Genomic DNA, 26,078 nt, shown 5'->3' on the forward strand with positions numbered 1-26,078 from the left:
GTGCACAGGTTGCTGCTGGGGTGGCTGCTGTGTTTGATCCCTGTGCTGGTGACAGCGCAGGACGAACCGCTGCGCCTGGCCTTCAAGGGCGATTTACTGTCGTTGAGCCGAACTCAGGTGATCGCTCGCGAGCCACTGCCGCAGACCTTGCAGACACCGTTGGGCAGTGTGTGGAAGTTGTTCGTCTACGCCTGGCTGGTGGACACCGGTGCGCGTGAGCTGACTTATGAATGTCGCGGCCAGTCGAAGGAAGAAGTCTATTGCTGCACGGCGGGCGGCAGGATCGAGCGCGATCAGGCGTTGGTGAAGTCATGCGGTCTGTATTTCGAACCCGCGCGATTGGGCATCCGCGAGGCCGACTGGCGAGCCTATTGGCAGGCACGGCAGGCGCCGCAATGGTTGCTGGATTTGCCTTCGTTGCAACCGGCTACCCGGGTTTCGGTGGCACAGCTGCTGAAAGTGCTGTCGGTACTGCCAGCGCAGGATCAAGCCCGACGTGTGTTGCTCGATGTGGTGCTCAATGCCGCCGATGGCCATGTCGTCGGCGAACTCGGAAGCCGCCTGCGCGTGAAGACCTGGAGCTGGTTGGCGGATCAGGATGCCACGTCACGCCAGGGCGGGTTTGCCGGTTGGACGGGCGACGGTACACCGATCTGGGCCGGAGGACGGGGCACCAGTCAGCGGGTACTGCGCGATTACGCCCGGACGTTGTCCACGGTGATACCTGTTTCCTGGCCTGCAGATGCAGGGAAGTGTGTAGAAGTTGATCTGTTTTCCCGCTATCCACTTCGGCGTGTCTTGGCAGGAGGTTCCGCGGTGACTTCCGGAGCGTTGCAGGGTGACTACCGCGTCGAATTCGCCAACGGCAATGCGCTGGATATCCACAGCGATGGCGAACTCTTTCTGCTGAACGACAAGCTCGTCGCCCGGCTGGATCGCGAAGAGTACGTTGCCCGTGTGCTCCAGCGCGAAGCCACTGCCGAGCCGGTCGAAGCCGCCAAAGCCCTCGCGGTGGCCATCCGCACGTACCTGCTGCAAAACGCCACGCGCATTGGCGATTGCCTGAGCATCGACGACAGCAGCAACCGTCAGCGGGTCGCGCCGCGTCCGGCATCGTCCGAGTCCCGCGACATCGCCGCGTGGACCAGCGACCTGGTCCTGGCCGGCAGTACCGTCACCTATCATTCCGATCAACCCGGCCCGGACAAGTTGTCCTGGCAGCAAGCCGTCGAACAGGCCCGTGCCGGTCAGCGCTACGACGCCATCCTGCTGCACGCCTACCCACGCGCCAGTCTCAGTCGCTGGGACAACCCGATTGCGTCCTGCGAAGCGTTGCCTGCCGCGCAAGACTGGCTGCAGAAACAACGGCGCGGCTGGCGTGCGCGGTTGGAAGGCGAGGTCGGCTACAACGAAGTCAGCACCTTCGCCGTATGCCGCCTGGCCTTCGGACGCCCCTATGTCGACCGCGAACGCCAGCGTATCTACGTGCGTGGCGTGCTGACGCTGCAAGACCGCCTCGACCTGACCCACGAATACCTGCACCTGGCCTTCGAGGCACACCCCAGCGGCCAGGATGAAACCTACATCGAAGGGCTCGCCCGCCACCTCTTGCTGGAATAGACCATGAAACTCCGTTATCCACAGGTCTTGCTGTGTCTCTGCTCGCTGCTGGCGTTGCCATCAGTGATGGCGGCGGACAGCGTCAAACTCGACACCCCTGCAGGCGGCTGGCGCACCGGTGCGCCCGAGGGTGAAGGGGAAAGCTTCCGGCAGGTCGTCAACTACCCCGCCTCGTCGGTCAACACCCCGGCAGGGCAGGCCAACACCGCACGCATCAGCGGTCAGATCAAAGCCACAGCGAAATCCACAGAGCCCGGCCGGCTGATCGTCAACGGGGTGAGCATGCCGCTGAAAATCGACCCGGCCGGCCGCTTCGATCGCCCGTTCTCATTCCCCAACGGCAGCAACAGCGTCGAAGTTCGCAACCCTGATGGACAGCATCGTCACCGCACACAATTCCTCAACAGCAGCGGCGGTGTGACCCCGGCCAAGTTACGTGTATTGCTGGCATGGGACAGCGACAACACCGACCTCGACCTGCACCTCATCACTCCCGACGGCGCGCACATCTGGTACGGCGACCGCATCGCCCCCAACGGCGCAGCGCTCGACGTCGACGTCACGACCGGCTACGGCCCGGAAATCTTCGCCATGCCCGCGCCGATCAAGGGGCAGTATCTGGTGTATGTGAACTACTTCGGTGGCGGCTACAGCAGTGATGAGGAAGGGCAGGAAGATGCGGTACAAGCGCTGACCACCGCGCAGGTGACGGTGATTACCGAGGAAGGGACGCCGAGTGAGAAAATGGAGACCTTCCTGGTGCCGATGCGCGCGGTGGGGGAGTTGACGTTGGTGAAGTCGTTCAGCTATCCGTGAGGTTGAGGTACAACTTGCGCAGGGTTTGCACACGATTGCGCCCGTGATCCTTGGCGCCATACAGAGCCTCATCGTTGAGCTTGAAAGCGAAGTCCGACCGGCAGAGCTTCTTCCGGGTTAAGGGTAGCGGTCTATGGACTGGGTGGATTTAGCATCGGCCATTTTGGCTTGGCAAGTGTTCTCTGGGCGGGATGGATGCTTGTTAGCGTTGTTTCATGCAGAAATATATTGTGAATGTTCTTGCGTCGGTATCAGGAGTAATTGAGAGGGCCCTCCCGCTGACATGGAAATGCCCTGACGTGAATGATCTTCCTGGCAATACCTCTCTCGATTCTGCTTTCAGTGAAATTACCCAACTGATTGTGACTGCTCGACAACGCGCCATGCAGGCGGTCAACACCGAGCTGATAGAGCTGCACTGGCAGGTTGGGGCCTACATCAGCCGCAAGATTGAAGCGGCGGAGTGGGGGGATGGAGTGGTGGCTCAACTGGCTCAGCACCTGGCCTATACGCAGCCCGGATTGCGGGGGTTCACCCGTGCGAATCTTTTTCGCATGCGCAAGTTTTACGAGGCTTATAGGCATGACGCAAAAGTCGCAGCACTGCTGCGACAATTACCCTGGACCCAGAATCTGATCATCCTCAACCAGAGCAAACACCCGGAGGAGCGCGAGTTTTACCTGCGCATGGCAATCCAGGAAAAGTGGTCGAGCCGCGAACTGGAGCGGCAGTTCAAGGCAGCTCTGTTTGAACGTTCAGTGGTCAGCCCGGCAAAAGTCTCAGCACCGCTGCGACAAACTCATCCCCAGGCCCTGGACGTGTTCAAGGATGCCTACGTGGTCGAGTTTCTGGCTCTGGAGCGTGGTCATGCAGAGACGGACTTGCATGGAGGCCTGCTGCACAAGCTCAGGGATTTTCTGATTGAGCTGGGCAGGGACTTCTGCTTTGTGGGTTCGCAATATCCATTGCAGGTAGGCGGGCGGGACTTTGCGCTGGATCTGTTGTTTTTCCACCGTGGGCTGAACTGCCTGGTGGCGATCGAACTCAAGGTCGGGCGCTTTGAGCCGGAATACTTGGGGAAGATGGATTTTTATCTTGAAGCGTTGGACCGCAATGTCCGCAAACCACACGAAAACCCGGCGCTCGGCGTATTGCTGTGCGCGAGCAAAGAGGACGAAATCGTCGAGTACGCCTTGAACCGCTCACTGTCGCCAGCCTTGATTGCGGAGTACCGCACTCAATTGCCAGACAAGAAACTGTTGCAAGCCAAGCTGCAGGAGTTTTATGCGCAGAATACTGAAGGGGCTGAGTGATTTTCGTTGTGAGTCACTTTCTTTCAGGCATTAAAAAGCCGGCTTGTGGCCGGCTTCTCGGGGACTGGCTTGGATCATTTTTGGTAAACCGCGCCAGCCTTCAAAACGTACACCCGGATCTTGCGTCCGGCTGTGGGACCTGGTGAGAAAGTCATCTGTCAGGTCAGCGCATCTGAGCCGCAGGGCGGGTCGATGCGCAAATGTGGGGCGCAGCATACGCAGGTTTGATGGAAATTCCCAGCGGGAAGTGCCGTACAGAGCTGCTCGGCCACCTGGGGGGGTGGCCGATGGGCGTTGTGGCACGTTTAAAGAAACGGCACTGCCGGCCGCCGTTTGTTCAGGGTCGACCACCAGAACACCCAACCCAGTACCCTGATGTTCTGTTCCTCGATTTGTGCCGCCCGGAAGATCTCATCCGGGTATTCGGCGCGGTTGTGGCTGCGCAATCGCAGGGAGTTGCCCGGTAGTCGGTGCAGGTACTTGATGCGCAGCATGCCGTCATGTTCGATGGCGTAGATCTCGCCATCGATAATCTGGGTCAGGCCACGATCAATCGCCAAGGTCGAACCGTCTTCAATTTTCTCTCCCATGCTGTTACCGCTCATGAAGGCGCAGATGGCGTCGCCGTGGTTGATTTCCAGTGAGTCGAGATGGCTGCGGGGCAGGCGGATGGATGTCTCTGGATCTTCTATGACGTGGGTTTTGTTGGAACCCGGGGCGATGACAGCTTCTTTGTAGAAAGGCAGTTCGACGTCGACTGGCTCGATGACCGTGTAGACGCCGCGGATGGTCTGGGCGTCGAAGATGTTGCCGGACTCCTCGAGCAGGCGCAGGTGCTGGGCGTCTTTCGAGCCTTCGCCGGTTTTCAGCCAGTCGCTGTTGACGGAGAGTTTTCTGGCGACTTCTTCCATGCAATGGGCAGGCACGCCGCGGGTGTACCAGTTATGTACATTTTGCGGAGCCGTACCCAGAAAGTCGGCAAATCCGGTGGTCGTGATATTCGCTGCTTCGAGGAGCGCTTTAAAGCGTGGGCCGCTAGTGTTCTTTTTCATGAACGCGAGTCTACTGGCGGCTGGTAGGGGTTTGAATAAACGCCTCGTTCAAATTTCGCGGGAAATTTACGACCGGATGTAAGACGTTCTTGATGAATTTTAAACAGACAAAAACCAATGCCGAGCAGGTTTAAACGTCATGTTTAACGCGCTTATCAAGCGCCCACAAAAAACCCCGGATCACCCGGGGTTTTTCTTGAAGCCTGTCGCTGGAAGCTCGCGGCTTCTCTTAACCTTTATAGGCTGCAACCGACTTGGTGATTGCGTCGCGGGCGGCGTCTGCACCGGCCCAGCCTTCGATCTTCACCCATTTGCCTTTTTCGAGATCTTTGTAGTTCGCGAAGAAGTGCTCGATCTGCTGGATCAGCAGTGCTGGCAGGTCGGTGTATTCCTTGACGTCGACGTACAGCTGGGACAGCTTGTCGTGCGGAACTGCGATGACTTTGGCATCGCCGCCACCGTCGTCGGTCATGTTCAGGATGCCGACCGGGCGAGCGCGGATCACCGAACCAGGAGCAACCGGGTAAGGGGTCACGACCAGTACGTCGAGGGGATCACCGTCGTCAGCCAGGGTGTTCGGGATGTAACCGTAGTTGGCCGGGTAGAACATTGGGGTGGCCATGAAACGGTCAACGAACAGGCAATCGCTGTCTTTGTCGATTTCGTACTTGATCGGCGCGTGGTTGGCCGGAATCTCGATCGCGACGTAGATGTCGTTCGGCAGGTCTTTGCCAGCCGGAATCTTGCTGTAGCTCATTGGGCGTTGCCCCCGTTAGTTGACCAGAAACACTTGGCCGGATTGACCAAAAAGTGGCGGCGATTATAGGCATATTCCTGTGTCGACGCCATGTACCAGAAGTCGTATGGCGCTCACTGGTGTGCCTGATAGACAGGGTCATGCGCCTGAAGTTGCTTCAACCTTGCCAGCGGGTCCTGGCGATAGAACAGCTTCAGCTGCTGGTACACCTGTGGATAAGCCTCGTGCAGCAAATCCGGGGCGCTGAAGAAGTATTCGCTGGTGACGGCGAAGAACTCGGCAGGGTTTTCGGCGGCGTACGGGTCGATGGCGGTTTCAGCGTCGGGATTGCGTTCCAGTTGCCGGTCGAGGTCGTCGTAGGCCTCTTGCATGACCTTGGCCCATTCGCTGACCCGCATGTCGGGATGCAGTGGCGGCAGGCCGTTGGCGTCACCATTGAGCATGTCGAGTTTGTGCGCCAGTTCGTGGATCACCAGGTTGTAGCCTTCCCAGCCTCCGCTGGCCATGACGCCGGGCCAGGCGAGGATGATCGGGCCTTGTTGCCAGGCTTCACCGCTGTGCTCACCGTCCCATTCATGCTCGACGCCGCTGGCGTCGCGATGGCGCTGGGGGCTGAGGAAGTCATCGGGGTAGAGAATGATTTCGTGGAAGCCCTGATACCAGTTCAGGTCGCCGAGGTGAAGCAGCGGCAGTTGCGCCTGGGCGGCGAGCAGCAAGCGTTGCTCCTGATGCAGTTCGACGCCGGGCAGGGCACTCAGGTGCTTGTCTTCGAGGAACAGCACACAGGCTTCGCGCAGCCATTGGTCTTCGGCGGCACTGATGCCATCGAGAAAGCTCAGGTGATGGCGCACCCGTTGCCACATGTCATCGGCAATCGGGTGCCTGGCCAGGGTGCGTCGGCGACGCCAGGCGCTCAGGGACCACATCGTGTCAGCGCGATTCGGCTTTGGAGCTCGAACCGGCAAGGCGGCTACGCACCATGCCGATGATCATCGGCACCAGGGAGAGCAGGATGATGCCCACAATCAGCAGCGACAGGTTCTTCTTGATGAACGGTACGTTGCCGAAGAAATAACCGAGCGTCACCAGGCCACCGACCCACAGGATGGTGCCCAGCACACTGAAGGCGAAGAAACGCGGATAGGGCATTTTCCCCACCCCGGCGACGAAGGGGGCAAAGGTCCGGATGATGGGCAGGAAGCGCGCCAGGGTCACGGTTTTCCCGCCATGCTTGTCGTAGAAATCGTGGGTTTGTTGCAGGTAGTCGCGGCGGAAGATCTTCGAGTTCGGATTGCTGAATAGTTTTTCACCTGCCGTTCGTCCGATGATGTAATTGGTACTGTCGCCCAGAATCGCCGCCAGCATCAGCAGGCCGCCGAGCAGTACCGGATCCATGCCGCCACCGGCCGCCACGGCGCCGGCGATGAACAGCAGGGAGTCGCCCGGCAGGAAGGGCATGACCACCAGGCCGGTTTCACAAAAGATAACCATGAACAGAATGGCGTAGATCCATGCCCCGTAGTTGGCTACAAGCATGTCGAGGTAGACGTCGAGATGCAGGACAATGTCGATCGGGTTGAAATCCATGGATAGCACCTGTGGTATTGGCCCGACTCTGCAGGCCTGTGCGGATGACTTCGCGTAAGACTACGGATAGGGGTAGTTTTTCTTACAAGCCGGGAATAACGGAATTATACGAGGCGACTGGTGAAAATCGCGTCGAGATTGTACCGGGGAATGTCATGACAGGGCTGATGTTTGATAACGAACAGGTGGGAGCGAGCCTGCTCGCGATGCCATCGCGAGCAGGGTGCAGGTGGTTCAGAGTTCTTCGCTGATCGGCAGCACATAGTTCTTGAATTCGGTGTCTACCTTGAATCCGATGGACTCGTAGGTTTTCTGCGCGATTTCGTTGTTGCTGCTGGTGGAAACGCGCATGCGTACGGCATTGGTTTCCTTGGCCATTTTTTTTGCGGTACGGATCAGGTTGTCGGCCACCAACTGGCGGCGGGCGTCCTCGGCGACATAAATATCGTTGAGGATCCACACACGTTTGAGTGACAGCGAGGAGAAGCTCGGGTACAGCTGACAGAAGCCCATCAGCTTGTGGCTGTCATCATCGGACAGCGCCAGGTAGATCACCGACTCCTTGCGACGCAGGCGTTTTTCGAGGAACGCCCGGGACGAGTCCGGATACGGCAGGGAGCCATAAAACTCGCGATATCTGACGAACAACGGGGTCAACAGGTCCAGGTGTTCGAGGGTCGCTTGAATAATCCGCATGGTAGGTCTCGTCTTCAAGTGGCTGTCTTACGTCTCTGACGGCGATGGGAAACCCTTGGCGGCCGCGCAACGATCCTGCCTGAAACGGGTACGAATGTGCAATGTGGAAGCGGTTCAGGCATTCGGCGGCCCAAGCAGGAAATTATCTTTCATGTCGGCCCCCGCGTCCGACTCCAGTGTCTGGACCTGGGCTTCATCCTTCAGATTGACCCCTGACAACTGCCGCCGGCAGGCTTCGCGCATCAAATACAGCAAACGGTGTGCCGCCATGCCGTAACTCAGGCCTTCGAGCCGCACGTTGGAGATGCAATTGCGGTAGGCATCGGTAAGGCCGACCTTGGGATTGTAGGTGAAATATAAGCCCAGGCTATCCGGGGAACTGAGGCCAGGGCGTTCGCCGATGAGGATGACGGTCATTTTCGCCCCCAGCAACTCACCGATTTCGTCAGCGACCGCCACGCGCCCCTGTTCCACCAACACCACTGGTGCAACAGTCCAGCCTTCGGCGGCAATCTGTTCTTCGAGGCGTGCCATAAAGGGCAGGGTATGGCGATGAACGGCCAGTGCCGACAGGCCGTCGGCGATCACAATCACCAGATCGACCCCACCAGGATGTGCCGCAGCGTAGTTACGCAGGGTCTTTGCCGACGCGTCACTCAGCTTTCGTCCCAGGTCCGGGCGTTGCAGGTAGCTGTTGCGGTCGATCGCTGCGCTGTGCAGCAAAAGGCTTTCGTGTCCGCGTTCGGCCAGTTGTGAGTTGAGTGTCGCGTGATCGAACGGCAAGTGCACCGCATCCCGTGCCTGGGCGTGGGCGTACTGGAAGTCCAGTTGCGCGCGGGTGGGGATGCTGGTGCCGGTTCGGCCCAGGGCAATTCGCGCCGGTGTCAGGCGTCGCAGTTCCAGCCATGGGTTGTGGGGATCGAAGGGTAGTTTATCCATGTCATTGCTCATCCCAATTGCGCCAAGGCCTGCCGAAAGGCCGGCGGCAGGCTGTCACCGAAGAGAATCCTGCCGTCCGATTGAGTGAAGATGCCCATTTTCGCCAGCCATTGCTCGAACTCCGGCGCGGGCTTCAACCCCAGGGTCTGCCTGGCGTAGAGCGCATCGTGGAACGAGGTGGTCTGGTAGTTGAGCATGATGTCGTCGGAACCCGGGATACCCATGATGAAGTTGATCCCGGCGACACCCAGCAGGGTCAGCAGGGTGTCCATGTCGTCCTGGTCGGCTTCGGCATGGTTGGTGTAGCAGATGTCGCAACCCATGGGCACACCCAGCAATTTGCCGCAGAAGTGGTCCTCCAGACCGGCGCGGATGATCTGTTTGCCGTTGTACAGGTATTCCGGGCCGATAAAACCGACAACGGTGTTGACCAGAAACGGGTTGAAGTGACGCGCGACGGCATAGGCGCGGGTTTCGCAGGTTTGTTGATCGACGCCATGGTGAGCGTTGGCCGATAGAGCGCTGCCCTGGCCGGTTTCGAAGTACATCAGGTTCTGGCCCAGGGTGCCGCGATTCAGACTCAATCCGGCGTCATAGCCTTCCTTCAACACGCTCAGGTTGATGCCGAAACTGGCATTGGCCGCTTCGGTGCCGGCGATCGACTGGAACACCAGGTCCAATGGGACGCCGCGATTGACCGCTTCGATCGACGTGGTGACATGGGTCAGCACACAAGCCTGGGTCGGGATTTCGTAGCGCTGGATGATTGCGTCGAGCATCTCCAGCATCGCGCAAATCGAGGCGATGCTGTCGGTGGCCGGGTTGATGCCTATCATCGCGTCGCCATTGCCGTGCAGCAGGCCGTCGAGAATGCTCGCGGCGATGCCGGCCGGTTCGTCGGTGGGATGGTTGGGTTGCAGGCGCGTGGACAGGCGCCCGCGCAGACCCAGGGTGCCGCGAAACTGCGTGACTACGCGGATTTTTTGCGCCACCAGCACCAGATCCTGCACGCGCATGATCTTTGATACGGCGGCGGCCATTTCCGGCGTCAGGCCGGGCGCCAGGGCGCGCAGGACCTGTTCGTCGGCCGCATCACTGAGCAGCCAGTCGCGAAAACCGCCGACGGTGAGGTGGCTGACGACCGCGAAGGCGTTTTTGTCGTGGGTGTCGATGATCAGACGCGTCACTTCATCGGATTCGTAGGGGATCAGTGCTTCCTGCAGAAAGTGGCTGAGCGGCGTGTCGGCCAAAGCCATCTGTGCGGCCACCCGCTCGCCATCGTTGAGCGCGGCGACGCCCGCCAGAAAATCTCCGGAGCGGGCCGGGCTGGCCTTGGCCATCACTTCCTTGAGGCTGTCGAAGCGGTAAGTCTGGGCGCCGACGGTATGGGCGAATGTGGCCATGGGCGGTGTCCTTCTGTTCTGTAAATGTCGCAAATTCACCCCGATTCCCCTGTAGGAGCTGTCGAGTGCAACGAGGCTGCGATCTTTGATCTTGCCCTTAAAGATCGCAGCCTCGTTGCACTCGACAGCTCCTACAGAGGGCAGCGTGCACTTCAATCATGCAGGCGCCGGGCAGCGGGCCCGGCACCGGTGCATTTAGATACCTTCGAGCATAGCGTCCGCCGGTGCTTCGGAGCGCTGCCGGGCGGTCAATTGGAAGTACAGGTAACCGGCGATCATGAACCCGAGGAAGATCAGGCCGATCAAGGTGTTGAACCACGCCATCGCCACCAGGCACACCACCGCCAGGAACAGCGCGATCCCCGGTACGATTGGATAGCCCGGTGCGCGGAAGGTGCGTTCCAGGTTCGGTTCGGTTTTACGCAGTCTGAACAGGCTCAGCATACTGATGATATACATCACGATGGCGCCGAATACCGACATGGTGATCATCGCCGCCGTCAGGCTCATGCCTTGCAGGTTGACCAGGCCATCGCTGTAGATGGCCGCAATGCCGATCACACCACCGGCCAGAATGGCCCGGTGCGGCGTCTGGAAGCGCGAGAGTTTGGCCAGGCCTTTGGGCAAGTAGCCGGCGCGAGCCAGGGCGAAGAACTGACGTGAATAGCCAAGAATGATCCCGTGGAAACTCGCCACCAAGCCGAACAGACCGATCCACACCAGCATGTGCATCCAGGTCGAATTATTGCCGACCACGGCCTTCATCGCCTGGGGCAGCGGATCGTTGATGTTCGACAGTTGGCGCCAGTCGCCGACGCCGCCCGCCATCACCATCACGCCGATGGCCAGGAACACCAGGGTCAGAATACCGCTGACGTAGGCCTTGGGGATGGTGCGTTTCGGGTCCTTGGCTTCCTCGGCGGCCATGGCTGCGCCTTCGATAGCGAGAAAGAACCAGATCGCGAAGGGAATGGCGGCGAAAATGCCAGGAATCGAGCCCATTGTGAACTCATTGGCACCCGACCAACCGTTCAGTACGAAGTTGCTGAAACTGAAGCCCGGGGCGACCACGCCCATGAACACCAGCAGTTCTGCGACGGCCAGTACGGTGACCACAAGTTCGAAGGTGGCCGCGATGCTGACGCCGAGGATATTCAGGCCCATGAACACGAAGTAAGCGCCAACGGCGGCGATCTTCGGGTCCAGTTCCGGGTATTGCACATTGAGGTAGGCACCGATGGCCATGGCGATGGCCGGTGGGGCAAAGACGAATTCGATCAGGGTAGCGATGCCGGCGATCAACCCGCCTTTCTCACCAAAGGCCCGGCGACTATAGGCAAATGGCCCGCCGGCGTGGGGAATCGCCGTCGTCAGTTCGGTGAAGCTGAAAATGAAGCAGGTGTACATCGTCGCCACCATCAAGGCGGTGACGAGAAAACCCAGGGTGCCTGCGGTGCCCCAGCCGTAACTCCAGCCGAAGTACTCGCCGGAGATAACCAGGCCGACGGCAATGCCCCAAAGATGCAGGGTGCCGAGTGTGGGTTTGAGCTGTGTGGAAGAAGTAGTCATAAGTCCTCTCTATTTTTTATTGTTCGATCTTTTGGACTTTCGGGTGTGACGGGTTGGGTGAAACGCTGAATGACGGGTACGCAAGGCCCGTGCCAGAGCGGCCAGACCTTGGGTGTTGTGTCATTTAGGGCGCCTTCGCGAGCAGGCTCGCTCCCACAGGGTTATGGGGTGAAATCACTATTGAGGAGCCGGCCCGGATCCACTGTGGGAGCGAGCCTGCTCGCGATGGCTATCGAAAGGGCGATGCAGTGTTAAGTGCATCGCCCCCGCTGCTTAGAAGAAGCCCAACGGATTGATGTCGTAGCTCACCAGCAGGTTTTTGGTCTGCTGATAGTGATCGAGCATCATCTTGTGGGTTTCACGGCCGACGCCGGACTTCTTGTAGCCGCCGAACGCGGCGTGCGCCGGGTACAGGTGGTAGCAGTTGGTCCACACACGACCGGCCTTGATCGCCCGGCCCATGCGGTAGGCGCGGTTGATGTCGCGGGTCCAGAGGCCGGCGCCGAGGCCGAACTCGGTGTCGTTGGCAATGGCCAGGGCTTCGGCTTCGTCCTTGAAGGTGGTGATGCTCACCACCGGGCCAAAGATTTCTTCCTGGAACACACGCATCTTGTTGGTGCCCTTGAGCAGCGTCGGCTGGATGTAATACCCGCTCGCCAGGTTGCCCTCGAGTTTTTCCACCTTGCCGCCGGTCAACAGTTCGGCACCTTCGCCCTTGGCAATTTCCAGGTACGAAAGGATCTTGTCGAATTGCTGCTCGGACGCCTGGGCGCCGACCATGGTGTCGGTGTCCAGCGGGTCGCCGCGTTTGATTTGCAGGACCTTCTTCATCACGACGGCCATGAACTCGTCGTAGATCGACTCTTGCACCAGGGCGCGGGAAGGGCAGGTGCAGACTTCGCCCTGGTTGAAGAACGCCAGCACCAGGCCTTCGGCGGCTTTCTCGATGAAGGACGGTTCGGCCTTCATGATGTCTTCGAAGAAGATGTTCGGCGACTTGCCACCCAGCTCCACGGTGGACGGAATGATGTTTTCCGCCGCGCATTTCATGATGTGCGAGCCGACCGGGGTCGAGCCGGTGAAGGCGATCTTGGCGATGCGTTTGCTGGTGGCCAGCGCTTCGCCGGCTTCTTTGCCGAAGCCTTGCACGATGTTCAGTACGCCCGGTGGCAGCAGGTCGCCGATCAATTCGACCAGCACGGTGATGCCCAGCGGGGTTTGCTCGGCAGGCTTGAGCACCACGCAGTTACCGGCAGCCAGGGCCGGGGCGAGTTTCCACGCGGCCATCAGGATCGGGAAGTTCCACGGGATGATCTGGCCGACCACGCCGAGGGGTTCATGGATGTGATAGGCCACGGTGTTGCCGTCGATTTCGGCGGCGCTGCCTTCCTGGGCGCGGATGCAGCCGGCGAAGTAGCGGAAGTGGTCGGCGGCCAGAGGGATGTCGGCGTTGAGGGTTTCGCGCACGGCCTTGCCGTTGTCCCAGGATTCGGTGATTGCCAGCAGTTCCAGGTTCTGTTCGATGCGGTCGGCGATTTTCAGCAGCACCAGCGAGCGCGCCTGGGCGGACGTGGCGCCCCAGGCATCGGCAGCGGCGTGGGCAGCGTCCAGGGCCTTGTCGATGTCTTCGGCCGTGGAGCGAGGGAATTCGGCAATCGGTTGGCCATTCACTGGCGAGGTATTGGTGAAGTACTGACCTTTGACAGGCGCGACGAACTCGCCGCCGATGTAGTTACCGTATTTGGCTTTGAACGAAACGATAGCGCCTTCAGTACCGGGGTGAGCGTAACGCATGGTGGTCTCTCCTTGCTTTTGTGCTTATAGGGAGTCGCGCATGTGCGCTTGCTATAAGCGTAGAGCAAGGGGCGGGCCAGTGCGTTGCAGCTCAGGCAAATCAAGGCCTTGCGCATTTTTTGTCGGACGGATGGAGTGCGCCTGTGACGCTTTCGGTACAGCTGGCGTGACACTTTGTACCGCTTCTGGCACAGCCTGTGACCGGGTGGTCTTGCCAGCATTGCAATGCAGGCCCGGCTGGAGGATGCTCGGGCAATCACAAGGACTGACGCTGCATCACCCCTGTAGGAGCTGCCGCAGGCTGCGATCTTTTGACTTTGATTTTTTCAAGATCAAAAGATCGCAGCCTGCGGCAGCTCCTACAGGGAGCGTGTAAACCTTTCGGGGGGAGAACAATAAGAAATGCACGACAACCATTTGAGTCGCCATGCCCAGCAAGTTCTGACCGTCACTCAGGGCAAGGCCCACCTGCATGGCCCTGGCAGTGACCCGTCCATCGCCCGCTCCTGGCTGCGCTGCCTTGAGGACTATCACCTCGACCCGGCCCTGAGCATTGCACCGACGGTGCTGGAGCATGGGCGTGTCCTGGAAAGCCGCGAACGCTTGCAGCAAGTGCTGCACATCGCTGGCAATGAAATGACCAGCCTGCACCAGCAACTCTCCGGTGCCGGCCATGCAGTGCTGCTGACCGACGCCCGCGGCGTGATCCTCAATTGCGTCACCGCACCTGCCGAACGACAGATTTTCGAGCGTGCCGGGCTCTGGCTCGGCGCCGACTGGAGCGAGGCCTGCGAAGGCACAAACGGCATCGGCACCTGCCTGGTGGAACGTCAGTCGCTGACCATCCATCAGGACGAACATTTTCGCGGCCGCCACACCGGCCTGACCTGCTCGGCGAGCCCGGTCTTCGATCCCCATGGCGAATTGCTGGCGGTGCTCGACGTGTCGTCGGCGCGGCGCGATGTGTCGCGGCAAAGCCAGTTCCACACCATGGCGCTGGTCAATCTGTCGGCGAAGATGATCGAGAGCTGCTATTTCCTGCGCTGCTTCGACAATCAATGGTTGCTGCGTTTTCACTTGCAGGCTGAGTCCGTCGGTTTGTTCAGCGAAGGGCTGCTGGCATTCGACGGAGAAGGGCGTATCTGCGCGGTCAATCAGAGTGCGCTGAACCTGCTGGGGCACATTCGCGGCGGCTTGCTGGGTAAACCGGTGGAAGCGTTTTTCGATTGCTCCCTCGATGAGTTGCTGGGGCGGGCGAGTATCAATGCCGCAGCCAGTTGGCCATTGCGTACCCGTGATGGTCGCAAGTTGTTCGCGGTATTGCGCGGCGAGGCGCGGCGGTCGCTGCCGACTCCGATGGAGCCTGCTCCCAAGGCTGCACCGGCACCGCGCCTGTCGGGCATTTGCCTGGATGATGTGACCTTGCAGGCGGACTTTCGCAAGGCCTTGCGCGTGTACGAGCGCGACGTGCCGCTGCTGATCAACGGCGAAACCGGGTCCGGCAAGGAGGCCTTCGCCAAAGCGGTGCACCACGCCAGCCAGCGGGCGGAAAAAGCCTTCGTCGCCCTCAATTGCGCGGCCATTCCCGAGAGCCTGATCGAAAGCGAGCTGTTCGGTTACCGTGGCGGCAGCTTCACCGGCGCACGCAAGGAAGGTATGCGTGGCAAGTTGCAACAGGCCGACGGCGGGACCTTGTTCCTCGATGAAATCGGTGACATGCCACTGGCCCTGCAGACGCGATTGCTCAGGGTGCTGGAGGACCGGCAGGTGGTGCCGATAGGTGGCGAGCCGGAAGCGGTAAACGTGCGGATCATCAGCGCCACCCACCGTAATTTGCTGGATCGCGTGCAGGACGGCAGCTTCCGCGAGGATTTGTATTATCGCCTCAATGGGCTGGAAGTCGCGCTGCCGGCTTTGCGTGATCGCAGTGATAAATCGCAGTTGCTCGATTTTTTACTGGCCGAAGAGGCGCACGGAGAAGCGGTGTTGATTGACGGGCCGGCACGCGAGGCTTTGTTGGGATTTGCCTGGCCGGGCAACGTACGCCAGCTGCGCAATGTACTACGTACGCTAGCGGCCCTGTGTGAGGACGGACGGATCGGTCTGGAAGATTTGCCGGCCATGATTCGTTCGGCCAGGCCGGCGATGGCGCAAGCTGTCGAGGAACCATCGGAGCATCCGCTGGAGGATGCCGAGCGGCTGGCGTTACTCAGTGCACTGGAGCAGACGCGGTGGCATATGACGCATACGGCGGAGCAGTTGGGGGTCAGTCGAAATACCCTTTATCGCAAGCTACGCAAGCACGGGATTGCCCGGTAAGCTGCGTCGCGCCCAATCGCGAGCAGGCTCGCTCCCACAGGGTCTATGGGGTCTTTGTGGGAGCGAGCCTGCTCGCGAAGGCGTCTTCGGATCTGAAACATCAGGTGCGATTTTCCCCTCCCTAAGCTAACCTGCGACCAAGTTTTACGAGGTCGACTATGCACATTCATATTCTTGGTATCTGCGGCACTTTCATGGGGTCAATGGCGGTTCTGGCCAAAGAACTGGGCCATCACGTGACGGGCTCCGATGCCAACGTCTATCCGCCGATGAGTACTCAGTTGCAAGCCCAGGGCATCGAGTTGACACAAGGCTATGACCCGGCGCAACTCGATCCGGCCCCTGATCTGGTGGTGATCGGCAACGCCATGTCCCGGGGCAACCCGGCGGTGGAGTACGTGCTGAACAAGGGCCTGCCGTACGTGTCCGGCCCGCAATGGCTGGCGGATCACGTGCTGCAAGGTCGTTGGGTGCTGGCCGTCGCCGGTACGCACGGCAAGACCACCACCAGCAGCATGCTGGCCTGGGTGCTGGAGCATGCAGGCATGGCCCCGGGCTTCCTGATTGGCGGCGTACCGCAAAATTTCTCGGTGTCGGCGCGCCTGGGTGATACACCCTTCTTCGTCATCGAAGCCGACGAGTACGACAGTGCATTCTTCGACAAGCGCTCCAAGTTCGTACATTACCGCCCACGCACCGCAATCCTGAACAACCTTGAGTTCGATCACGCGGACATCTTCCCGGACCTGCCGGCCATCGAGCGGCAGTTCCATCACCTGGTGCGGACCATCCCGAGCGAAGGCCTGGTGATTCATCCGACCACTGAGCCGGCCTTGCAGCGAGTCATTGAAATGGGTTGCTGGACCCCGGTGCAAACTACCGGTGCCGGCGGTCAGTGGCAGGTCAAACTGCTCAGTGAAGATGGTTCGAAGTTCGAAGTGATGTTCGAAGGCGTCACCCAGGGTGTGGTCGAATGGGACATGACTGGCCAGCACAACGTCGCCAATGCATTGGCCACTTTGGCCGCTGCGCGCCACGTCGGCGTGGTGCCATCCATGGGCATTGCCGCATTGAGCGCCTTCAAGAGTGTGAAACGCCGGATGGAGAAAGTCGCGGAAGTCCGTGGCATCACCATCTATGACGACTTCGCTCACCACCCGACCGCCATCGCCACCACGCTGGACGGCCTGCGCAAGCGCATCGCCGATGCACCGTTGATCGCGATCATCGAGCCACGTTCCAACTCCATGAAACTTGGCGCGCACCGTGACGGATTGCCGGAAAGCGTGGTCGATGCCGACCAGGTGATCTGGTACGCACCCGCCAACCTCGGCTGGGACCTGGCGGGCACCGCGGCACTGTGCACTGTGCCGTCGATTGTCAGCGATTCCCTTGAGGGCATCATCGATCGTGTGAAGAGCCAGGCCCAACCCGGCACTCACGTGGTCATCATGAGCAACGGCGGCTTCGGCGGCCTTCACGGCAAGTTGGCCGAGGCACTCAAATGAACAACGGCCCGGACCGCATCACCCTGGCGATGACCGGCGCTTCAGGCGCCCAATACGGTTTACGCCTGCTCGACTGCCTGGTGCGGGAAGATCGTGAAGTGCACTTCCTGATTTCCAGGGCCGCGCAGTTGGTGATGGCGACCGAAACTGACGTCACGCTGCCGTCCAAACCGCAGATGATGCAGGCGTTTCTCACCGAGTACACGGGGGCCGTCGCCGGGCAGATTCGGGTGTACGGCAGGGAAGACTGGATGTCGCCGGTGGCCTCGGGTTCCGGCGCGCCAGCGGCGATGGTGGTGGTGCCGTGCTCCACTGGCACCTTGTCGGCGATCGCTACCGGCGCCTGCAACAACCTGATCGAGCGTGCCGCCGATGTGACGCTCAAAGAGCGTCGCCAACTGATTCTTGTGCCTCGCGAGGCGCCGTATTCGAGCATTCACCTGGAGCACATGCTCAAGTTGTCGAACATGGGCGTGACAATCCTGCCGGCATCACCGGGCTTTTATCATCAGCCGCAAACCATCGATGACCTGATCGATTTCGTCGTGGCACGGATCCTTAACCTGCTGAATATTCCTCAGGACATGCTGCCGCGTTGGGGCGAGCATCATCTGACCAGCGATGATTAAGCTGCTGGTGATGGTGCTGGCGCTGCAATTGGCCGGCTGCGCCACGGTGCGCACCCTCGATGCGGCCAAGCCGGGGGCGCCGGTGGTCTACGCCGGGACGCGGCTGGATTTGTATGCGATGAATGGCGGTTGTTGCGCAATGGATCGTTTCGGCGCGCAAGCGCCGAGCTACCCCGGTGTCGACCTACCGGCAAGTGCGTTGCTCGACACACTGCTATTGCCGCTGTCGTTGCTGACGGTGATCGGGGTGAGTTTTCAGGCAACGGGTGGGTTGTAGGTGTAGCGCGCTTTTGTGGCGAGGGAGCTTGCTCCCGCTGGGGCGCGAAGCGGCCCCGCTCTTTACCTGAGGAGCAGGGGACTGCTGCGCAGTCCAACGGGAGCAAGCTCCCTCGCCACAGGGCTGGAAATTATTTGCCGAGTTTGCGCAACTCATCCGACTCGACAATCCGCACACCATCCTGCTCTTCGAGCGCAAGACGCCACATGGCGCGGGCCAGTTGGCAGGCCTCGATGCCGTGGTACTTGCCGGGGATCAGGCGTGACAAGGGGCCGGCGACTTTCTCGGCCAGGCGCGGCTCAACGCGATCACCCAGCAACAGCGAAGGGCGGCAAATAGTCAGCTGCGGCCAGTCCTGCGCGCGCAATGCGTACTCCATCTCGCCTTTGACCCGGTTGTAGAAAATCGAGGATCTGCGATCGGCTCCCAGGGCGCTGATCACGATCAGGTGCCGTGCGCCCATCTCCCGTGCGCGTTTGGCGAATGCCACCACCATGTCCAGATCCACTGCGCGAAACGCCTGCTCCGAGCCGGCTTGCTTGATCGTGGTGCCCAGGCAGCAATAGGCGATATCGACCCGCCCGTTCAGTTGTGGCAGGAACGCCGTCGGGTCACCGACCGGGTTTTCCAGGTGCGGGTGTTTGGCCAGTGGCCGGCGTGAGGGGGCCAATACCCGGGTGATCGTTGGCTCGCTGAGCAAGCGATCGAGCAGGTGTTCACCCGTCAAACCGGTGGCTCCGGCGAGCAGCACATGCTGAGGCGTCAAGTACATAGTGTTTCTCCCTTGATACTGTTCAGCTTAGTTGCTGTTTGCATCCTTGCTTTGCATGGATGCACTTTGCAGCGCTTTTCGTGCCTGTTGTTTGCGCAATAGTTGCCAGTGCGAGAGGACGGTTTTCGGTGCCCAGATCTGAGGTTCGGAGGCTTCGAAGCCGTCCGCCAGCTCACGCTCGGCGACAGTGGCCTTGGCCCGTTTGAAGGCTTGTTCCAGATCATCGGTCTGGTTCAGGGCCTGGACGAACAGGGCATCGCCGAAGTAGGTGAAGTTGGCTTCCTCCGAGCAGCCGAAGGAGACTCGGTCGGCCCGCGAGGCCGTCATGATCAGGGTCCGTTCATCCTTGAGTGCGGGGATGAAACCGCCGGAATAGCAGGACGAAATCACGATGACCTTGTCGCGGTTTTTCAGCGGGGCGAGAACGGCGGCCAATTCGTCGGCTGGCAGATCGGCCAGTTCCATGCGCGGCTGGTCCAGTACCAGTTCGTGTTCGCTGGTGCCATGGCTGGTCAGGTAGATGAAAATAAGGTCTTCCGGACCGCTGCGCTCGGCCAGCGCCAGGGCCGCGCGACGCAGGTTTTCCCGGGTAGCCATCGGGCGGTCGGCGAGGTGGTCACGATGGTTCACCAGGCGGATCTGGCCGAAGGCGCCGAAACGGGTGGAGAGCATATTGGCGACGTAGTCGGACTCGCGCAGAAACACGCTTTGCTTGCCGTCACCGCCCAGGGTCAACGAATACAGCTCCACCGCCGGGGTGGAGGGCGGAATGTTGGCCAGTGCTGCGTCGAGCAAGCGCCCCTGTGCCAGCAGGCCGAGTTCGAGCGTGTCCGGCAACAGTTTGCCCTCGGCGTCGCGCACGCGCTGGCCATTGATCCAGGTGCCGCTGAGCACAGTGCCATCGGTCAGCACCAGCGTGCCGCGACCCTGGTAACTGTCGTTGTCGAACTGGCCGGTGTAAAAGCTGCCGTCGGCGAGGTTCAGCCGGCCCTGGCCGGAAAAGCGCCAGTCGTTGAACTGGCCGATGTAGTGGCTGCCATCAGTGCCGATCAACTCGCCTTTGCCGTTCAGAGAACCTTCCTTGAACTGGCCCAGCCACACATCGCCGTCGGCGTTTTCGTAGCGGCCTTTGCCGTGCAGTTGATTGTTCTTGAAGCTGCCGACATAGATGTCGCCATCGGCACTGTTGAACGTGCCGTTGCCTTCCAGCTGGCCATCGACAAAGTGCCCGGTGAACTGATTGCCGTTGCCGTCACCGCGCTGGCCTTCACCGTTGGGTTTGCCGTGGGCGAACTGGCCCTGATAGGAGCTGCCGTCTTCGAGTTCCAGGCGACCCAGGCCGGCGTATTGATCGGCCTTGAACTCACCGCGGTAGCTCATGCCGTTTTCTTTGAGCGTGCCTTCGCCGTCTCGGCGGCCAGCCTTGAAGCCGCCGCTGTAGCTGTTGGCGTTGGTGGTCAGTGCACCCTGGCCGTCGAACAGTCCCTGATTGAACTGCCCGCGATAGACTTCGCCATTGCTGCCATGCCATTCGCCCTGGCCCTGCCACTGACCTTTGTCGAATTCGCCGGCGTACCAGCTGCCGTTCGGGTAGTCGATGCGACCCTTGCCTTGCAGTAAGCCATTGACCAGGTCACCGCGATAGCGTCCGCCGTCCGGCAGGCGTGCGTCGGGCGGCAGAGGAGATTCGCCGTCGCCGCAAGCAGTGAGCATCAGGGTCAAGGCAAGGAGTGCAAGTGGGCGCATAGCGGATTCCGGGCAATTAGGCGAGGGAGTATGCCGCAGCCATGTGTCCTTATATAGGGCGAGGTACCGCAAGAGGGCGCGAAACAGCAGGAGCTGCTTCGCATCCGGGAAGGTTTACACGAAGCACAGGGACAGGGGTTCGGCGATATACGCCGGCTTGTCCGAACCTTCGATTTCCAGGGTGGTGGTGGCCTTGAGCAGCCATTGACCGGGTTTCTTCTCGATGACGTCGGTCAGGTCGACCTTCAGCCGTACCCGCGAATTAACCTTGACCGGCTGGATGAAGCGCACGCTGTCGAGGCCGTAGTTGACCACCATCTTCAAGCCTTCGGGCATGACGAGGATGTCTTCCATCAATTTCGGAATCAGCGACAACGACAGAAAGCCGTGAGCGATAGTGCTGCCAAATGGCGTTTGCGCGGCCTTGACCGGGTCGACGTGGATGAACTGAAAATCCCCTGTGGCTTCGGCGAACAGGTTGATGCGGTCCTGATCGATGGTAAGCCATTCGGAACGTCCAAGTTCCTTGCCGACATAATCTTTGAGCTCTGCAACTGGAACATAGGGCATTGAGACTCTCCTTGGGTTCATCGGTTTTATAGTTTTGAGTTGGGGGGGATTTGACCTCCCGGCTTACCACTTTAGATCAACATGGCTGAACGTCGCGGTCAACTGGCCATGCTTTTGGCGAATGCCGGTCTATAGCGCGAGCATGCTTATAATGCCAAGCCAATGCGGGTGACGGATTTTGCGGGAGATCTTTGATGTTGTTACGGGGCCTGACGTGGCTGGTGCTGTTCCAATTGCTCGGCACGGCGATCAATCATTTGTTTCTGCCTGTGTTGCCGGGGCCGATTGTGGGGTTGCTGCTGTTGCTGGTTTACCTCATCTGCCGCGGACAGGTCGGCGAGCCACTGAACCTGGCGGCCGGCAGCCTGCTGCGCTACCTGCCGCTGTTGCTGGTGCCGCCGGCCGTGGGCGTGATGGTGTACGCCACTGACATCGCGGCGGACTTCTGGGCCATCGTCGGTGCGCTGGTGTTGTCGCTATTGCTTTCGATGGCCTTCGCCGGGGTGCTGATGCAGCGCATGGTCAAGCGTCACGCTCACTCCGAGGACAACCAATGATCTTCGACTGGCACGGCGCCTGGGCCTCGGTGATTCACCATCCATTATTCGGCATCGGTATCACCCTCGGCGCCTATCAACTCGTCCTTGCGGCATTCGAGAAAACCCGCTGGATCTTTTTGCAGCCGGTGCTGGTCTCCATGTTGCTGGTGATTGGTGTGCTGGTGGGTTGCGGCCTGACTTACGCCGAGTACCGCAAGAGCACCGAGATTCTGAGCATCCTGCTCGGTCCGGCCACTGTCGCGCTGGCGGTGCCGCTTTATCTCAACCTGCGACGGATTCGGCAGTTGTTCTGGCCGATATTTACTACGCTGGTGATAGGCGGGGTGGTGGCCACGGGAATGGGCGTGTTGCTGGGCTGGTGGTTCGGTGCCGAGCACATGATCCTGATGACCATGGCGCCGAAGTCGGTGACCTCGCCGATTGCGATGCTGGTGGCAGAACAGATCGGCGGGGTCGCGGCGCTGGCGGCGGTGTTCGTGTTGATCACAGGCGTGATCGGCGCGATCTTCGGCCCGAGCCTGTTGACCCATCTCGGTGTCCACAGTTCCGAGGCGCGCGGCATGGCGCTGGGCATGACCGCCCACGCGGTCGGCACGGCGGTGGCAATGCAGGAAAATGAAGAGTGCGGCGCCTTCGCGGCGCTGGCGATGAGCCTGATGGGTGTGGCCACGGCGGTGTTGCTGCCGTTGGCGGTGTCGATGGTTGTGTAAGGAAATGTCTATGAGTCTGCCGCTTTTTCCGCTCAATACAGTGCTGTTTCCAGGCTGCATCCTCGACTTGCAGATCTTCGAAGCGCGCTATCTGGACATGATCGGCCGCTGTATGAAACAGGGCGGCGGATTCGGCGTGGTGTGCATCCTCGATGGCGAAGAAGTCGGAATCGCCCCGGCCGGCTACGCGCTGGTGGGATGTGAAGCGCTGATCACCGATTTCAAACAGCAGGACAACGGCCTGCTGGGGATTCGGGTCCAGGGCGGGCGGCGCTTTCACGTTTTACGTACCGAAGTGCAACGGGATCAGTTGACCGTCGCCGAGGTCGAGTGGCTGGAAGATGAGCCAGAGCAACCACTGCAGGACGAGGACGCCGACCTGGTGGCATTGCTCAAGGCCCTGGCGGAGCACCCGATGGTCGAAGCCTTGAACATGGGCACCGAAGCGACCGGGCAGCAATCGCTGGCTAATCAGTTGGCCTACCTGTTGCCATTTGCGGAACTGGACAAGATCGACTTGTTGCAACTTGATGATCCGCAACAACGACTGGATGCGATTCAGGCATTGTTGGATGAGTTGCAGGGTGAGTTGTTTGCTTAATTGTTTTGTTCTAATTTCAAAGCTTAAAGTTCTTGTGGTGGTGAGTTGATTTATTTAAGTTCTCCGTATGCCCCAGGTTTGGGGTTGATAATAACTAGGAGAGTTTGAATTATGAGTAATAATGTTGTTGATGTGGCGTTGATTCATCCCTCGCAGGAGAAAGAATCTTTTATCATTCAGGCCGTTGTCTGGCGTCAAATGGCCGATGAGTTGATTAAGATCAATCCGGCTGCCAGATATGTTGACGTCAGGGATAAGGTAGACAAAGAGCTTAATGCCGTATTCCACCAATATTATGGGCGCTTGGATAAATACCTTGAGAAGCGCGGTGAAGACTTTATGAATGGGCTTCCGCCTTTGAATTAAACATTTATTGTTTCAGGTTGGTGGGTCGCTTCAAAGGTTAAAGTCAAATAATTGCTTGTAAAAATAATCCCGTTCATTGCGGGCGGGATTATTTTTGAAGGGTAAGTGGATGTGCGGCGTAAGTAACTAATTTAATAGGCATATCTCAACATCGTATGCGGCAAATGCTGCAACACGAAGAATCCGAATAATGCCGCCAGTGCCGGCAACAGCAACCACCAGACTTTCGGCGGCATGGCATTGAGTGGTGCTTGACGCTGACTCAGCCACAAACTCGCCGCACATACACAAGCCGCCAGCATCGCCCCGGCCAGTACGTCCGTCGGCCAGTGGGCACCGAGGTATACGCGGGAGAGGGAGATGGCCAGCGCTGGCAAACAGCCCACAAGCAACCAAGTCAAGCGCATACGCGGCGGTTGTCCGCGGCCGGCGAGGACGGCGAGGGTCAGGAACAGTGCAAAAGAACCCGACGCATGGCCGCTGGGCATGCTGTAGCTGGTCAGCGGATCGCTCAGCACTTCGGGGCGCACGCGGGCAAAGAACAGTTTGGTCGCGGTGTTCGCCAATGCAGTGCAGAGCAGGGTGCTTCCGGCGAAAATCGCCGGGCGCCATTGACGCATCAGCAACAGCAAACCGGTCAGTAGCGCGCTGAACAACAGCATGTTGTGGAATTCGCCGATCAGCGTGAAGACCACCGCCACCTCATCGAGCATCGGGCTGCGATGTTCCTGCACCAAGGTCATCAAACCTTGATCAAGGGCGCTCAGGTACGGATAGCCAATAAACAGCGACACCAGAAGCAGTAAACTCATGCCGGCAATCAACGCTGTGGCCCGGCGATGCTGGCGCAGGCTGCTGGTGGCGCTCAATCCCAGCATCACGGCAATGCTGCCGACAGCGATTCCGGCCTGAGGCCAGAAACCTTCGGGTAGCGGCAAACGAATCGCCGCACCGGTAGCCCAGCCAGGCAACAGATAGGCTACCGACCACCCTGCACCGGCCAGCAGGCTGACGGCGATAAAACGTGGGAAGGGCATGTCACACATGCCAGCAACCATGGGCAGCATCGGCCGCAATGGCCCGATAAAACGCCCGACCAGCAGGCTGGCGATGCCATAGCGCTGGAAATAGGCCTCGGCCCCGGCAATCCATTCCGGGTGATGGCGCAAACCGGGCAGACGCCGGATATTCTGATGAAAGTGCCGTCCAAGGAAGTACGAAACCACGTCGCCCAATACACCGGCGAGGAAGCCCAGCAGCAAGGTTTCACTCAGCGGCAACGCACCGCTGCCGGCCAGCACCGCAACGGTGAACAGTAAAACCGTGCCGGGGACGATCAGCCCGGCAATTGCCAGGCATTCCACAAAGGCCACCAGAAATATTGCGGCCGCCAGCCATTGCGGGTTGACCGCCAACCATCCGGTCACGCTCTCGAGCCATTGGCCCATAAAAACCACTCCATCAAATGTTCAATTGCTTCCAGGGGATAAGTGCAACTTTGAATACGCCACTGACGCCTGTGGGAGCGGGCTTGCCCGCGAATAGGCCCATTCAGTCGATATTGACGTCGCCTGACACTCCGCCTTCGCGGGCAAGCCCGCACCCACAGGGGATTTCTGTTTGCATCAAGTCTGAGTCAATTTCAGGGCAGCACAAAATAATCGCGACCTTCGACTTGCCCCCGACGCAGCGGGTTCCGCGTGCAGTAAGCCGCGTAGGTTCCGTCGACGAAGCGGTACATCAGGTGTTCATCGCGTCCGTGGGGGATGCCCAGGCGCGTGGTCTGGATGATATGGGCGGGCGTCTGGCCGACGTGCTCCACCAGCAGCACTTCATGGTCGAAGCGTTTGGCGTCCCACACCGGGACTTTCAGGCCCAGTGCCTTGCAGAGCAGGGTTTGCCCGGCGCAGAGCTTTTGCGACGGGCGAGGGTGACCCTGGGCATCGGGATTGTTCAACAGCATCTGTGCCAGGCTGGCCGGCCCGCTCAGTTCATCGACCCACGGATAGGCGGACTTGATCAGCACGGCGTTGCCGGGCCCTTGGGCGCTGAAATTGAGTGAATCGCCGCCCCGGGCGTAATACATATAGATGTGGCCGCCATCCAGAAACAAAGCCTTACGCTTTTCTGTGTAGCCGAGGGACGCGTGGCTGCCTTTTTCCGCACAGTAATAGGCTTCGGTCTCGATGATCCGGGCGCTGAGCCACAGGTCACCCACTCGATGGCGAATGACTTTGCCGAGTAAGTCCCGGGCCAGAATTTGCGCGTCACGGTCGAAAAACGCGTCCGGGAGGCCCGTGGGCAGGCTCATGGCGGACGCTCGAACAGTCAGATTGGACATGATGACCGGCATTTGTCAGGGCTGAATGAGTCGTGATGATAACAATTTGCAGCTTAATCCCGGCTGAACGTCGGCAAATACCCCTCCATTTCGACCATCCGCCCGTCACCGCTGTTAGTCCCGGGACGCGACA

At 59.9% G+C, this 26,078-nt stretch carries 25 protein-coding genes; 11 read left to right on the forward strand and 14 right to left on the reverse strand.

The window, feature by feature from the left end; genetic code table 11:
• From AC3WJW_RS16585 to AC3WJW_RS16595, 3 genes are all read left to right on the forward strand, one after another.
• Nucleotides 1-1,620 (forward strand): DUF2300 domain-containing protein, encoded by a 1,620-nt coding sequence (locus AC3WJW_RS16585; RefSeq protein WP_493726709.1) that lies wholly within the window; start codon nt 1-3, stop codon nt 1,618-1,620.
• 3 nt (nt 1,621-1,623) lie between these two features.
• Nucleotides 1,624-2,436: a YfaP family protein gene (locus AC3WJW_RS16590; RefSeq protein WP_493726710.1), complete on the forward strand. Its 813-nt coding sequence runs from the start codon at nt 1,624-1,626 to the stop codon at nt 2,434-2,436.
• Nucleotides 2,437-2,735: 299 nt separating this feature from the next.
• The gene (locus AC3WJW_RS16595) at nt 2,736-3,749 is read left to right on the forward strand and encodes a PDDEXK nuclease domain-containing protein (RefSeq protein ID WP_493726711.1); all 1,014 of its coding nucleotides are present in this window, start codon (nt 2,736-2,738) and stop codon (nt 3,747-3,749) included.
• 305 nt (nt 3,750-4,054) lie between these two features.
• On the opposite strand, the gene AC3WJW_RS16600 is transcribed toward AC3WJW_RS16595, so the two are convergent.
• The 9 genes from AC3WJW_RS16600 to exaC form a co-directional block, all read right to left on the reverse strand.
• Nucleotides 4,055-4,801: a S24 family peptidase gene (locus AC3WJW_RS16600; RefSeq protein WP_493726712.1), complete on the reverse strand. Its 747-nt coding sequence runs from the start codon at nt 4,799-4,801 to the stop codon at nt 4,055-4,057.
• Nucleotides 4,802-5,030: 229 nt separating this feature from the next.
• Nucleotides 5,031-5,558 carry an inorganic diphosphatase gene (gene ppa / locus AC3WJW_RS16605; RefSeq protein ID WP_007894323.1) on the reverse strand — a complete coding sequence of 176 codons (528 nt, stop codon included), beginning with the start codon at nt 5,556-5,558 and terminating at the stop codon, nt 5,031-5,033.
• A gap of 113 nt (nt 5,559-5,671) precedes the next feature.
• Nucleotides 5,672-6,484: a M90 family metallopeptidase gene (locus AC3WJW_RS16610; protein ID WP_493726713.1), complete on the reverse strand. Its 813-nt coding sequence runs from the start codon at nt 6,482-6,484 to the stop codon at nt 5,672-5,674.
• A 4-nt stretch (nt 6,485-6,488) separates the two neighbouring features.
• Complete coding sequence (locus AC3WJW_RS16615; RefSeq protein ID WP_095965734.1) at nt 6,489-7,145, reverse strand: DedA family protein; 657 nt, start codon at nt 7,143-7,145, stop codon at nt 6,489-6,491.
• Between the two features lie 234 nt (nt 7,146-7,379).
• Nucleotides 7,380-7,841 carry a GNAT family N-acetyltransferase gene (locus tag AC3WJW_RS16620; RefSeq protein WP_493726714.1) on the reverse strand — a complete coding sequence of 154 codons (462 nt, stop codon included), beginning with the start codon at nt 7,839-7,841 and terminating at the stop codon, nt 7,380-7,382.
• Between the two features lie 114 nt (nt 7,842-7,955).
• The gene (eutC, locus tag AC3WJW_RS16625) at nt 7,956-8,792 is read right to left on the reverse strand and encodes an ethanolamine ammonia-lyase subunit EutC (protein WP_493726715.1); all 837 of its coding nucleotides are present in this window, start codon (nt 8,790-8,792) and stop codon (nt 7,956-7,958) included.
• The gene (locus AC3WJW_RS16630; protein WP_218480230.1) at nt 8,789-10,183 is read right to left on the reverse strand and encodes an ethanolamine ammonia-lyase subunit EutB; all 1,395 of its coding nucleotides are present in this window, start codon (nt 10,181-10,183) and stop codon (nt 8,789-8,791) included. Before AC3WJW_RS16630 ends, eutC begins: the two co-directional genes overlap by 4 nt.
• Before the next feature lie 195 nt (nt 10,184-10,378).
• On the reverse strand, nt 10,379-11,752 hold the full coding sequence (gene eat / locus AC3WJW_RS16635; RefSeq protein ID WP_102702057.1) for an ethanolamine permease: 1,374 nt from the start codon (nt 11,750-11,752) through the stop codon (nt 10,379-10,381).
• Nucleotides 11,753-12,025: 273 nt separating this feature from the next.
• Complete coding sequence (gene exaC / locus AC3WJW_RS16640; RefSeq protein WP_034148108.1) at nt 12,026-13,546, reverse strand: acetaldehyde dehydrogenase ExaC; 1,521 nt, start codon at nt 13,544-13,546, stop codon at nt 12,026-12,028.
• 402 nt (nt 13,547-13,948) lie between these two features.
• Between exaC and AC3WJW_RS16645 the strand changes: the two genes are divergently transcribed.
• The 4 genes from AC3WJW_RS16645 (at nt 13,949) to AC3WJW_RS16660 (ending at nt 18,279) form a co-directional block, all read left to right on the forward strand.
• The gene (locus AC3WJW_RS16645; protein ID WP_493726716.1) at nt 13,949-15,865 is read left to right on the forward strand and encodes a sigma-54-dependent Fis family transcriptional regulator; all 1,917 of its coding nucleotides are present in this window, start codon (nt 13,949-13,951) and stop codon (nt 15,863-15,865) included.
• A 158-nt stretch (nt 15,866-16,023) separates the two neighbouring features.
• Nucleotides 16,024-17,373: a UDP-N-acetylmuramate:L-alanyl-gamma-D-glutamyl-meso-diaminopimelate ligase gene (gene mpl / locus AC3WJW_RS16650; RefSeq protein ID WP_116581882.1), complete on the forward strand. Its 1,350-nt coding sequence runs from the start codon at nt 16,024-16,026 to the stop codon at nt 17,371-17,373.
• A complete protein-coding gene (gene ubiX, locus AC3WJW_RS16655) occupies nt 17,370-18,002 on the forward strand; it encodes a flavin prenyltransferase UbiX (RefSeq protein ID WP_493726717.1) in 633 nt (210 codons plus the stop codon). The genes mpl and ubiX overlap by 4 nt, the downstream gene beginning before the upstream one ends.
• Nucleotides 17,995-18,279 (forward strand): YceK/YidQ family lipoprotein, encoded by a 285-nt coding sequence (locus tag AC3WJW_RS16660; protein WP_493726718.1) that lies wholly within the window; start codon nt 17,995-17,997, stop codon nt 18,277-18,279. Before ubiX ends, AC3WJW_RS16660 begins: the two co-directional genes overlap by 8 nt.
• Before the next feature lie 130 nt (nt 18,280-18,409).
• On the opposite strand, the gene AC3WJW_RS16665 is transcribed toward AC3WJW_RS16660, so the two are convergent.
• From AC3WJW_RS16665 to AC3WJW_RS16675, 3 genes are all read right to left on the reverse strand, one after another.
• Complete coding sequence (locus AC3WJW_RS16665; RefSeq protein ID WP_104451322.1) at nt 18,410-19,051, reverse strand: oxidoreductase; 642 nt, start codon at nt 19,049-19,051, stop codon at nt 18,410-18,412.
• Between the two features lie 27 nt (nt 19,052-19,078).
• Nucleotides 19,079-20,797, reverse strand: a complete 1,719-nt coding sequence (locus tag AC3WJW_RS16670) for a C13 family peptidase (protein WP_493726719.1) — start codon at nt 20,795-20,797, stop codon at nt 19,079-19,081.
• A 114-nt stretch (nt 20,798-20,911) separates the two neighbouring features.
• Complete coding sequence (locus AC3WJW_RS16675; RefSeq protein ID WP_493726720.1) at nt 20,912-21,367, reverse strand: MaoC family dehydratase; 456 nt, start codon at nt 21,365-21,367, stop codon at nt 20,912-20,914.
• Between the two features lie 194 nt (nt 21,368-21,561).
• Between AC3WJW_RS16675 and AC3WJW_RS16680 the strand changes: the two genes are divergently transcribed.
• The 4 genes from AC3WJW_RS16680 to AC3WJW_RS16695 all read left to right on the forward strand — a co-directional run bounded on the left by AC3WJW_RS16680 (nt 21,562) and on the right by AC3WJW_RS16695 (nt 23,604).
• Nucleotides 21,562-21,924: a CidA/LrgA family protein gene (locus AC3WJW_RS16680; protein ID WP_493726721.1), complete on the forward strand. Its 363-nt coding sequence runs from the start codon at nt 21,562-21,564 to the stop codon at nt 21,922-21,924.
• Nucleotides 21,921-22,637: an LrgB family protein gene (locus AC3WJW_RS16685; RefSeq protein ID WP_493726722.1), complete on the forward strand. Its 717-nt coding sequence runs from the start codon at nt 21,921-21,923 to the stop codon at nt 22,635-22,637. The genes AC3WJW_RS16680 and AC3WJW_RS16685 overlap by 4 nt, the downstream gene beginning before the upstream one ends.
• Before the next feature lie 10 nt (nt 22,638-22,647).
• Nucleotides 22,648-23,238, forward strand: a complete 591-nt coding sequence (locus tag AC3WJW_RS16690; RefSeq protein WP_007998442.1) for an LON peptidase substrate-binding domain-containing protein — start codon at nt 22,648-22,650, stop codon at nt 23,236-23,238.
• Between the two features lie 111 nt (nt 23,239-23,349).
• Nucleotides 23,350-23,604 (forward strand): hypothetical protein, encoded by a 255-nt coding sequence (locus AC3WJW_RS16695; RefSeq protein ID WP_493726723.1) that lies wholly within the window; start codon nt 23,350-23,352, stop codon nt 23,602-23,604.
• A 131-nt stretch (nt 23,605-23,735) separates the two neighbouring features.
• On the opposite strand, the gene AC3WJW_RS16700 is transcribed toward AC3WJW_RS16695, so the two are convergent.
• Both AC3WJW_RS16700 and AC3WJW_RS16705 read right to left on the reverse strand, forming a co-directional pair.
• On the reverse strand, nt 23,736-25,052 hold the full coding sequence (locus tag AC3WJW_RS16700; protein ID WP_493726724.1) for a bifunctional DedA family/phosphatase PAP2 family protein: 1,317 nt from the start codon (nt 25,050-25,052) through the stop codon (nt 23,736-23,738).
• Between the two features lie 194 nt (nt 25,053-25,246).
• Nucleotides 25,247-25,957 (reverse strand): DNA-3-methyladenine glycosylase, encoded by a 711-nt coding sequence (locus AC3WJW_RS16705; protein ID WP_493726725.1) that lies wholly within the window; start codon nt 25,955-25,957, stop codon nt 25,247-25,249.
• Between the last annotated feature and the right edge of the window lie 121 nt (nt 25,958-26,078).

The sequence above is a fragment of the Pseudomonas sp. GW821-FHT07G06 genome, from assembly GCF_058986625.1.

Bases quoted from the DNA above. Each gene is read 5' to 3' on its own strand.
- AC3WJW_RS16590 (WP_493726710.1), top strand. From the start codon at position 1,624: ATGAAACTCCGTTATCCACAGGTCTTGCTGTGTCTCTGCTCGCTGCTG.
- AC3WJW_RS16600 (WP_493726712.1), bottom strand. From the start codon at position 4,801: ATGAAAAAGAACACTAGCGGCCCACGCTTTAAAGCGCTCCTCGAAGCA.
- ppa (WP_007894323.1), bottom strand. From the start codon at position 5,558: ATGAGCTACAGCAAGATTCCGGCTGGCAAAGACCTGCCGAACGACATC.
- AC3WJW_RS16610 (WP_493726713.1), bottom strand. From the start codon at position 6,484: ATGTGGTCCCTGAGCGCCTGGCGTCGCCGACGCACCCTGGCCAGGCAC.
- AC3WJW_RS16615 (WP_095965734.1), bottom strand. From the start codon at position 7,145: ATGGATTTCAACCCGATCGACATTGTCCTGCATCTCGACGTCTACCTC.
- AC3WJW_RS16620 (WP_493726714.1), bottom strand. From the start codon at position 7,841: ATGCGGATTATTCAAGCGACCCTCGAACACCTGGACCTGTTGACCCCG.
- eutC (WP_493726715.1), bottom strand. From the start codon at position 8,792: ATGAGCAATGACATGGATAAACTACCCTTCGATCCCCACAACCCATGG.
- AC3WJW_RS16630 (WP_218480230.1), bottom strand. From the start codon at position 10,183: ATGGCCACATTCGCCCATACCGTCGGCGCCCAGACTTACCGCTTCGAC.
- eat (WP_102702057.1), bottom strand. From the start codon at position 11,752: ATGACTACTTCTTCCACACAGCTCAAACCCACACTCGGCACCCTGCAT.
- exaC (WP_034148108.1), bottom strand. From the start codon at position 13,546: ATGCGTTACGCTCACCCCGGTACTGAAGGCGCTATCGTTTCGTTCAAA.
- AC3WJW_RS16645 (WP_493726716.1), top strand. From the start codon at position 13,949: ATGCACGACAACCATTTGAGTCGCCATGCCCAGCAAGTTCTGACCGTC.
- mpl (WP_116581882.1), top strand. From the start codon at position 16,024: ATGCACATTCATATTCTTGGTATCTGCGGCACTTTCATGGGGTCAATG.
- ubiX (WP_493726717.1), top strand. From the start codon at position 17,370: ATGAACAACGGCCCGGACCGCATCACCCTGGCGATGACCGGCGCTTCA.
- AC3WJW_RS16660 (WP_493726718.1), top strand. From the start codon at position 17,995: ATGATTAAGCTGCTGGTGATGGTGCTGGCGCTGCAATTGGCCGGCTGC.
- AC3WJW_RS16665 (WP_104451322.1), bottom strand. From the start codon at position 19,051: ATGTACTTGACGCCTCAGCATGTGCTGCTCGCCGGAGCCACCGGTTTG.
- AC3WJW_RS16670 (WP_493726719.1), bottom strand. From the start codon at position 20,797: ATGCGCCCACTTGCACTCCTTGCCTTGACCCTGATGCTCACTGCTTGC.
- AC3WJW_RS16675 (WP_493726720.1), bottom strand. From the start codon at position 21,367: ATGCCCTATGTTCCAGTTGCAGAGCTCAAAGATTATGTCGGCAAGGAA.
- AC3WJW_RS16680 (WP_493726721.1), top strand. From the start codon at position 21,562: ATGTTGTTACGGGGCCTGACGTGGCTGGTGCTGTTCCAATTGCTCGGC.
- AC3WJW_RS16685 (WP_493726722.1), top strand. From the start codon at position 21,921: ATGATCTTCGACTGGCACGGCGCCTGGGCCTCGGTGATTCACCATCCA.
- AC3WJW_RS16690 (WP_007998442.1), top strand. From the start codon at position 22,648: ATGAGTCTGCCGCTTTTTCCGCTCAATACAGTGCTGTTTCCAGGCTGC.
- AC3WJW_RS16695 (WP_493726723.1), top strand. From the start codon at position 23,350: ATGAGTAATAATGTTGTTGATGTGGCGTTGATTCATCCCTCGCAGGAG.
- AC3WJW_RS16700 (WP_493726724.1), bottom strand. From the start codon at position 25,052: ATGGGCCAATGGCTCGAGAGCGTGACCGGATGGTTGGCGGTCAACCCG.
- AC3WJW_RS16705 (WP_493726725.1), bottom strand. From the start codon at position 25,957: ATGCCGGTCATCATGTCCAATCTGACTGTTCGAGCGTCCGCCATGAGC.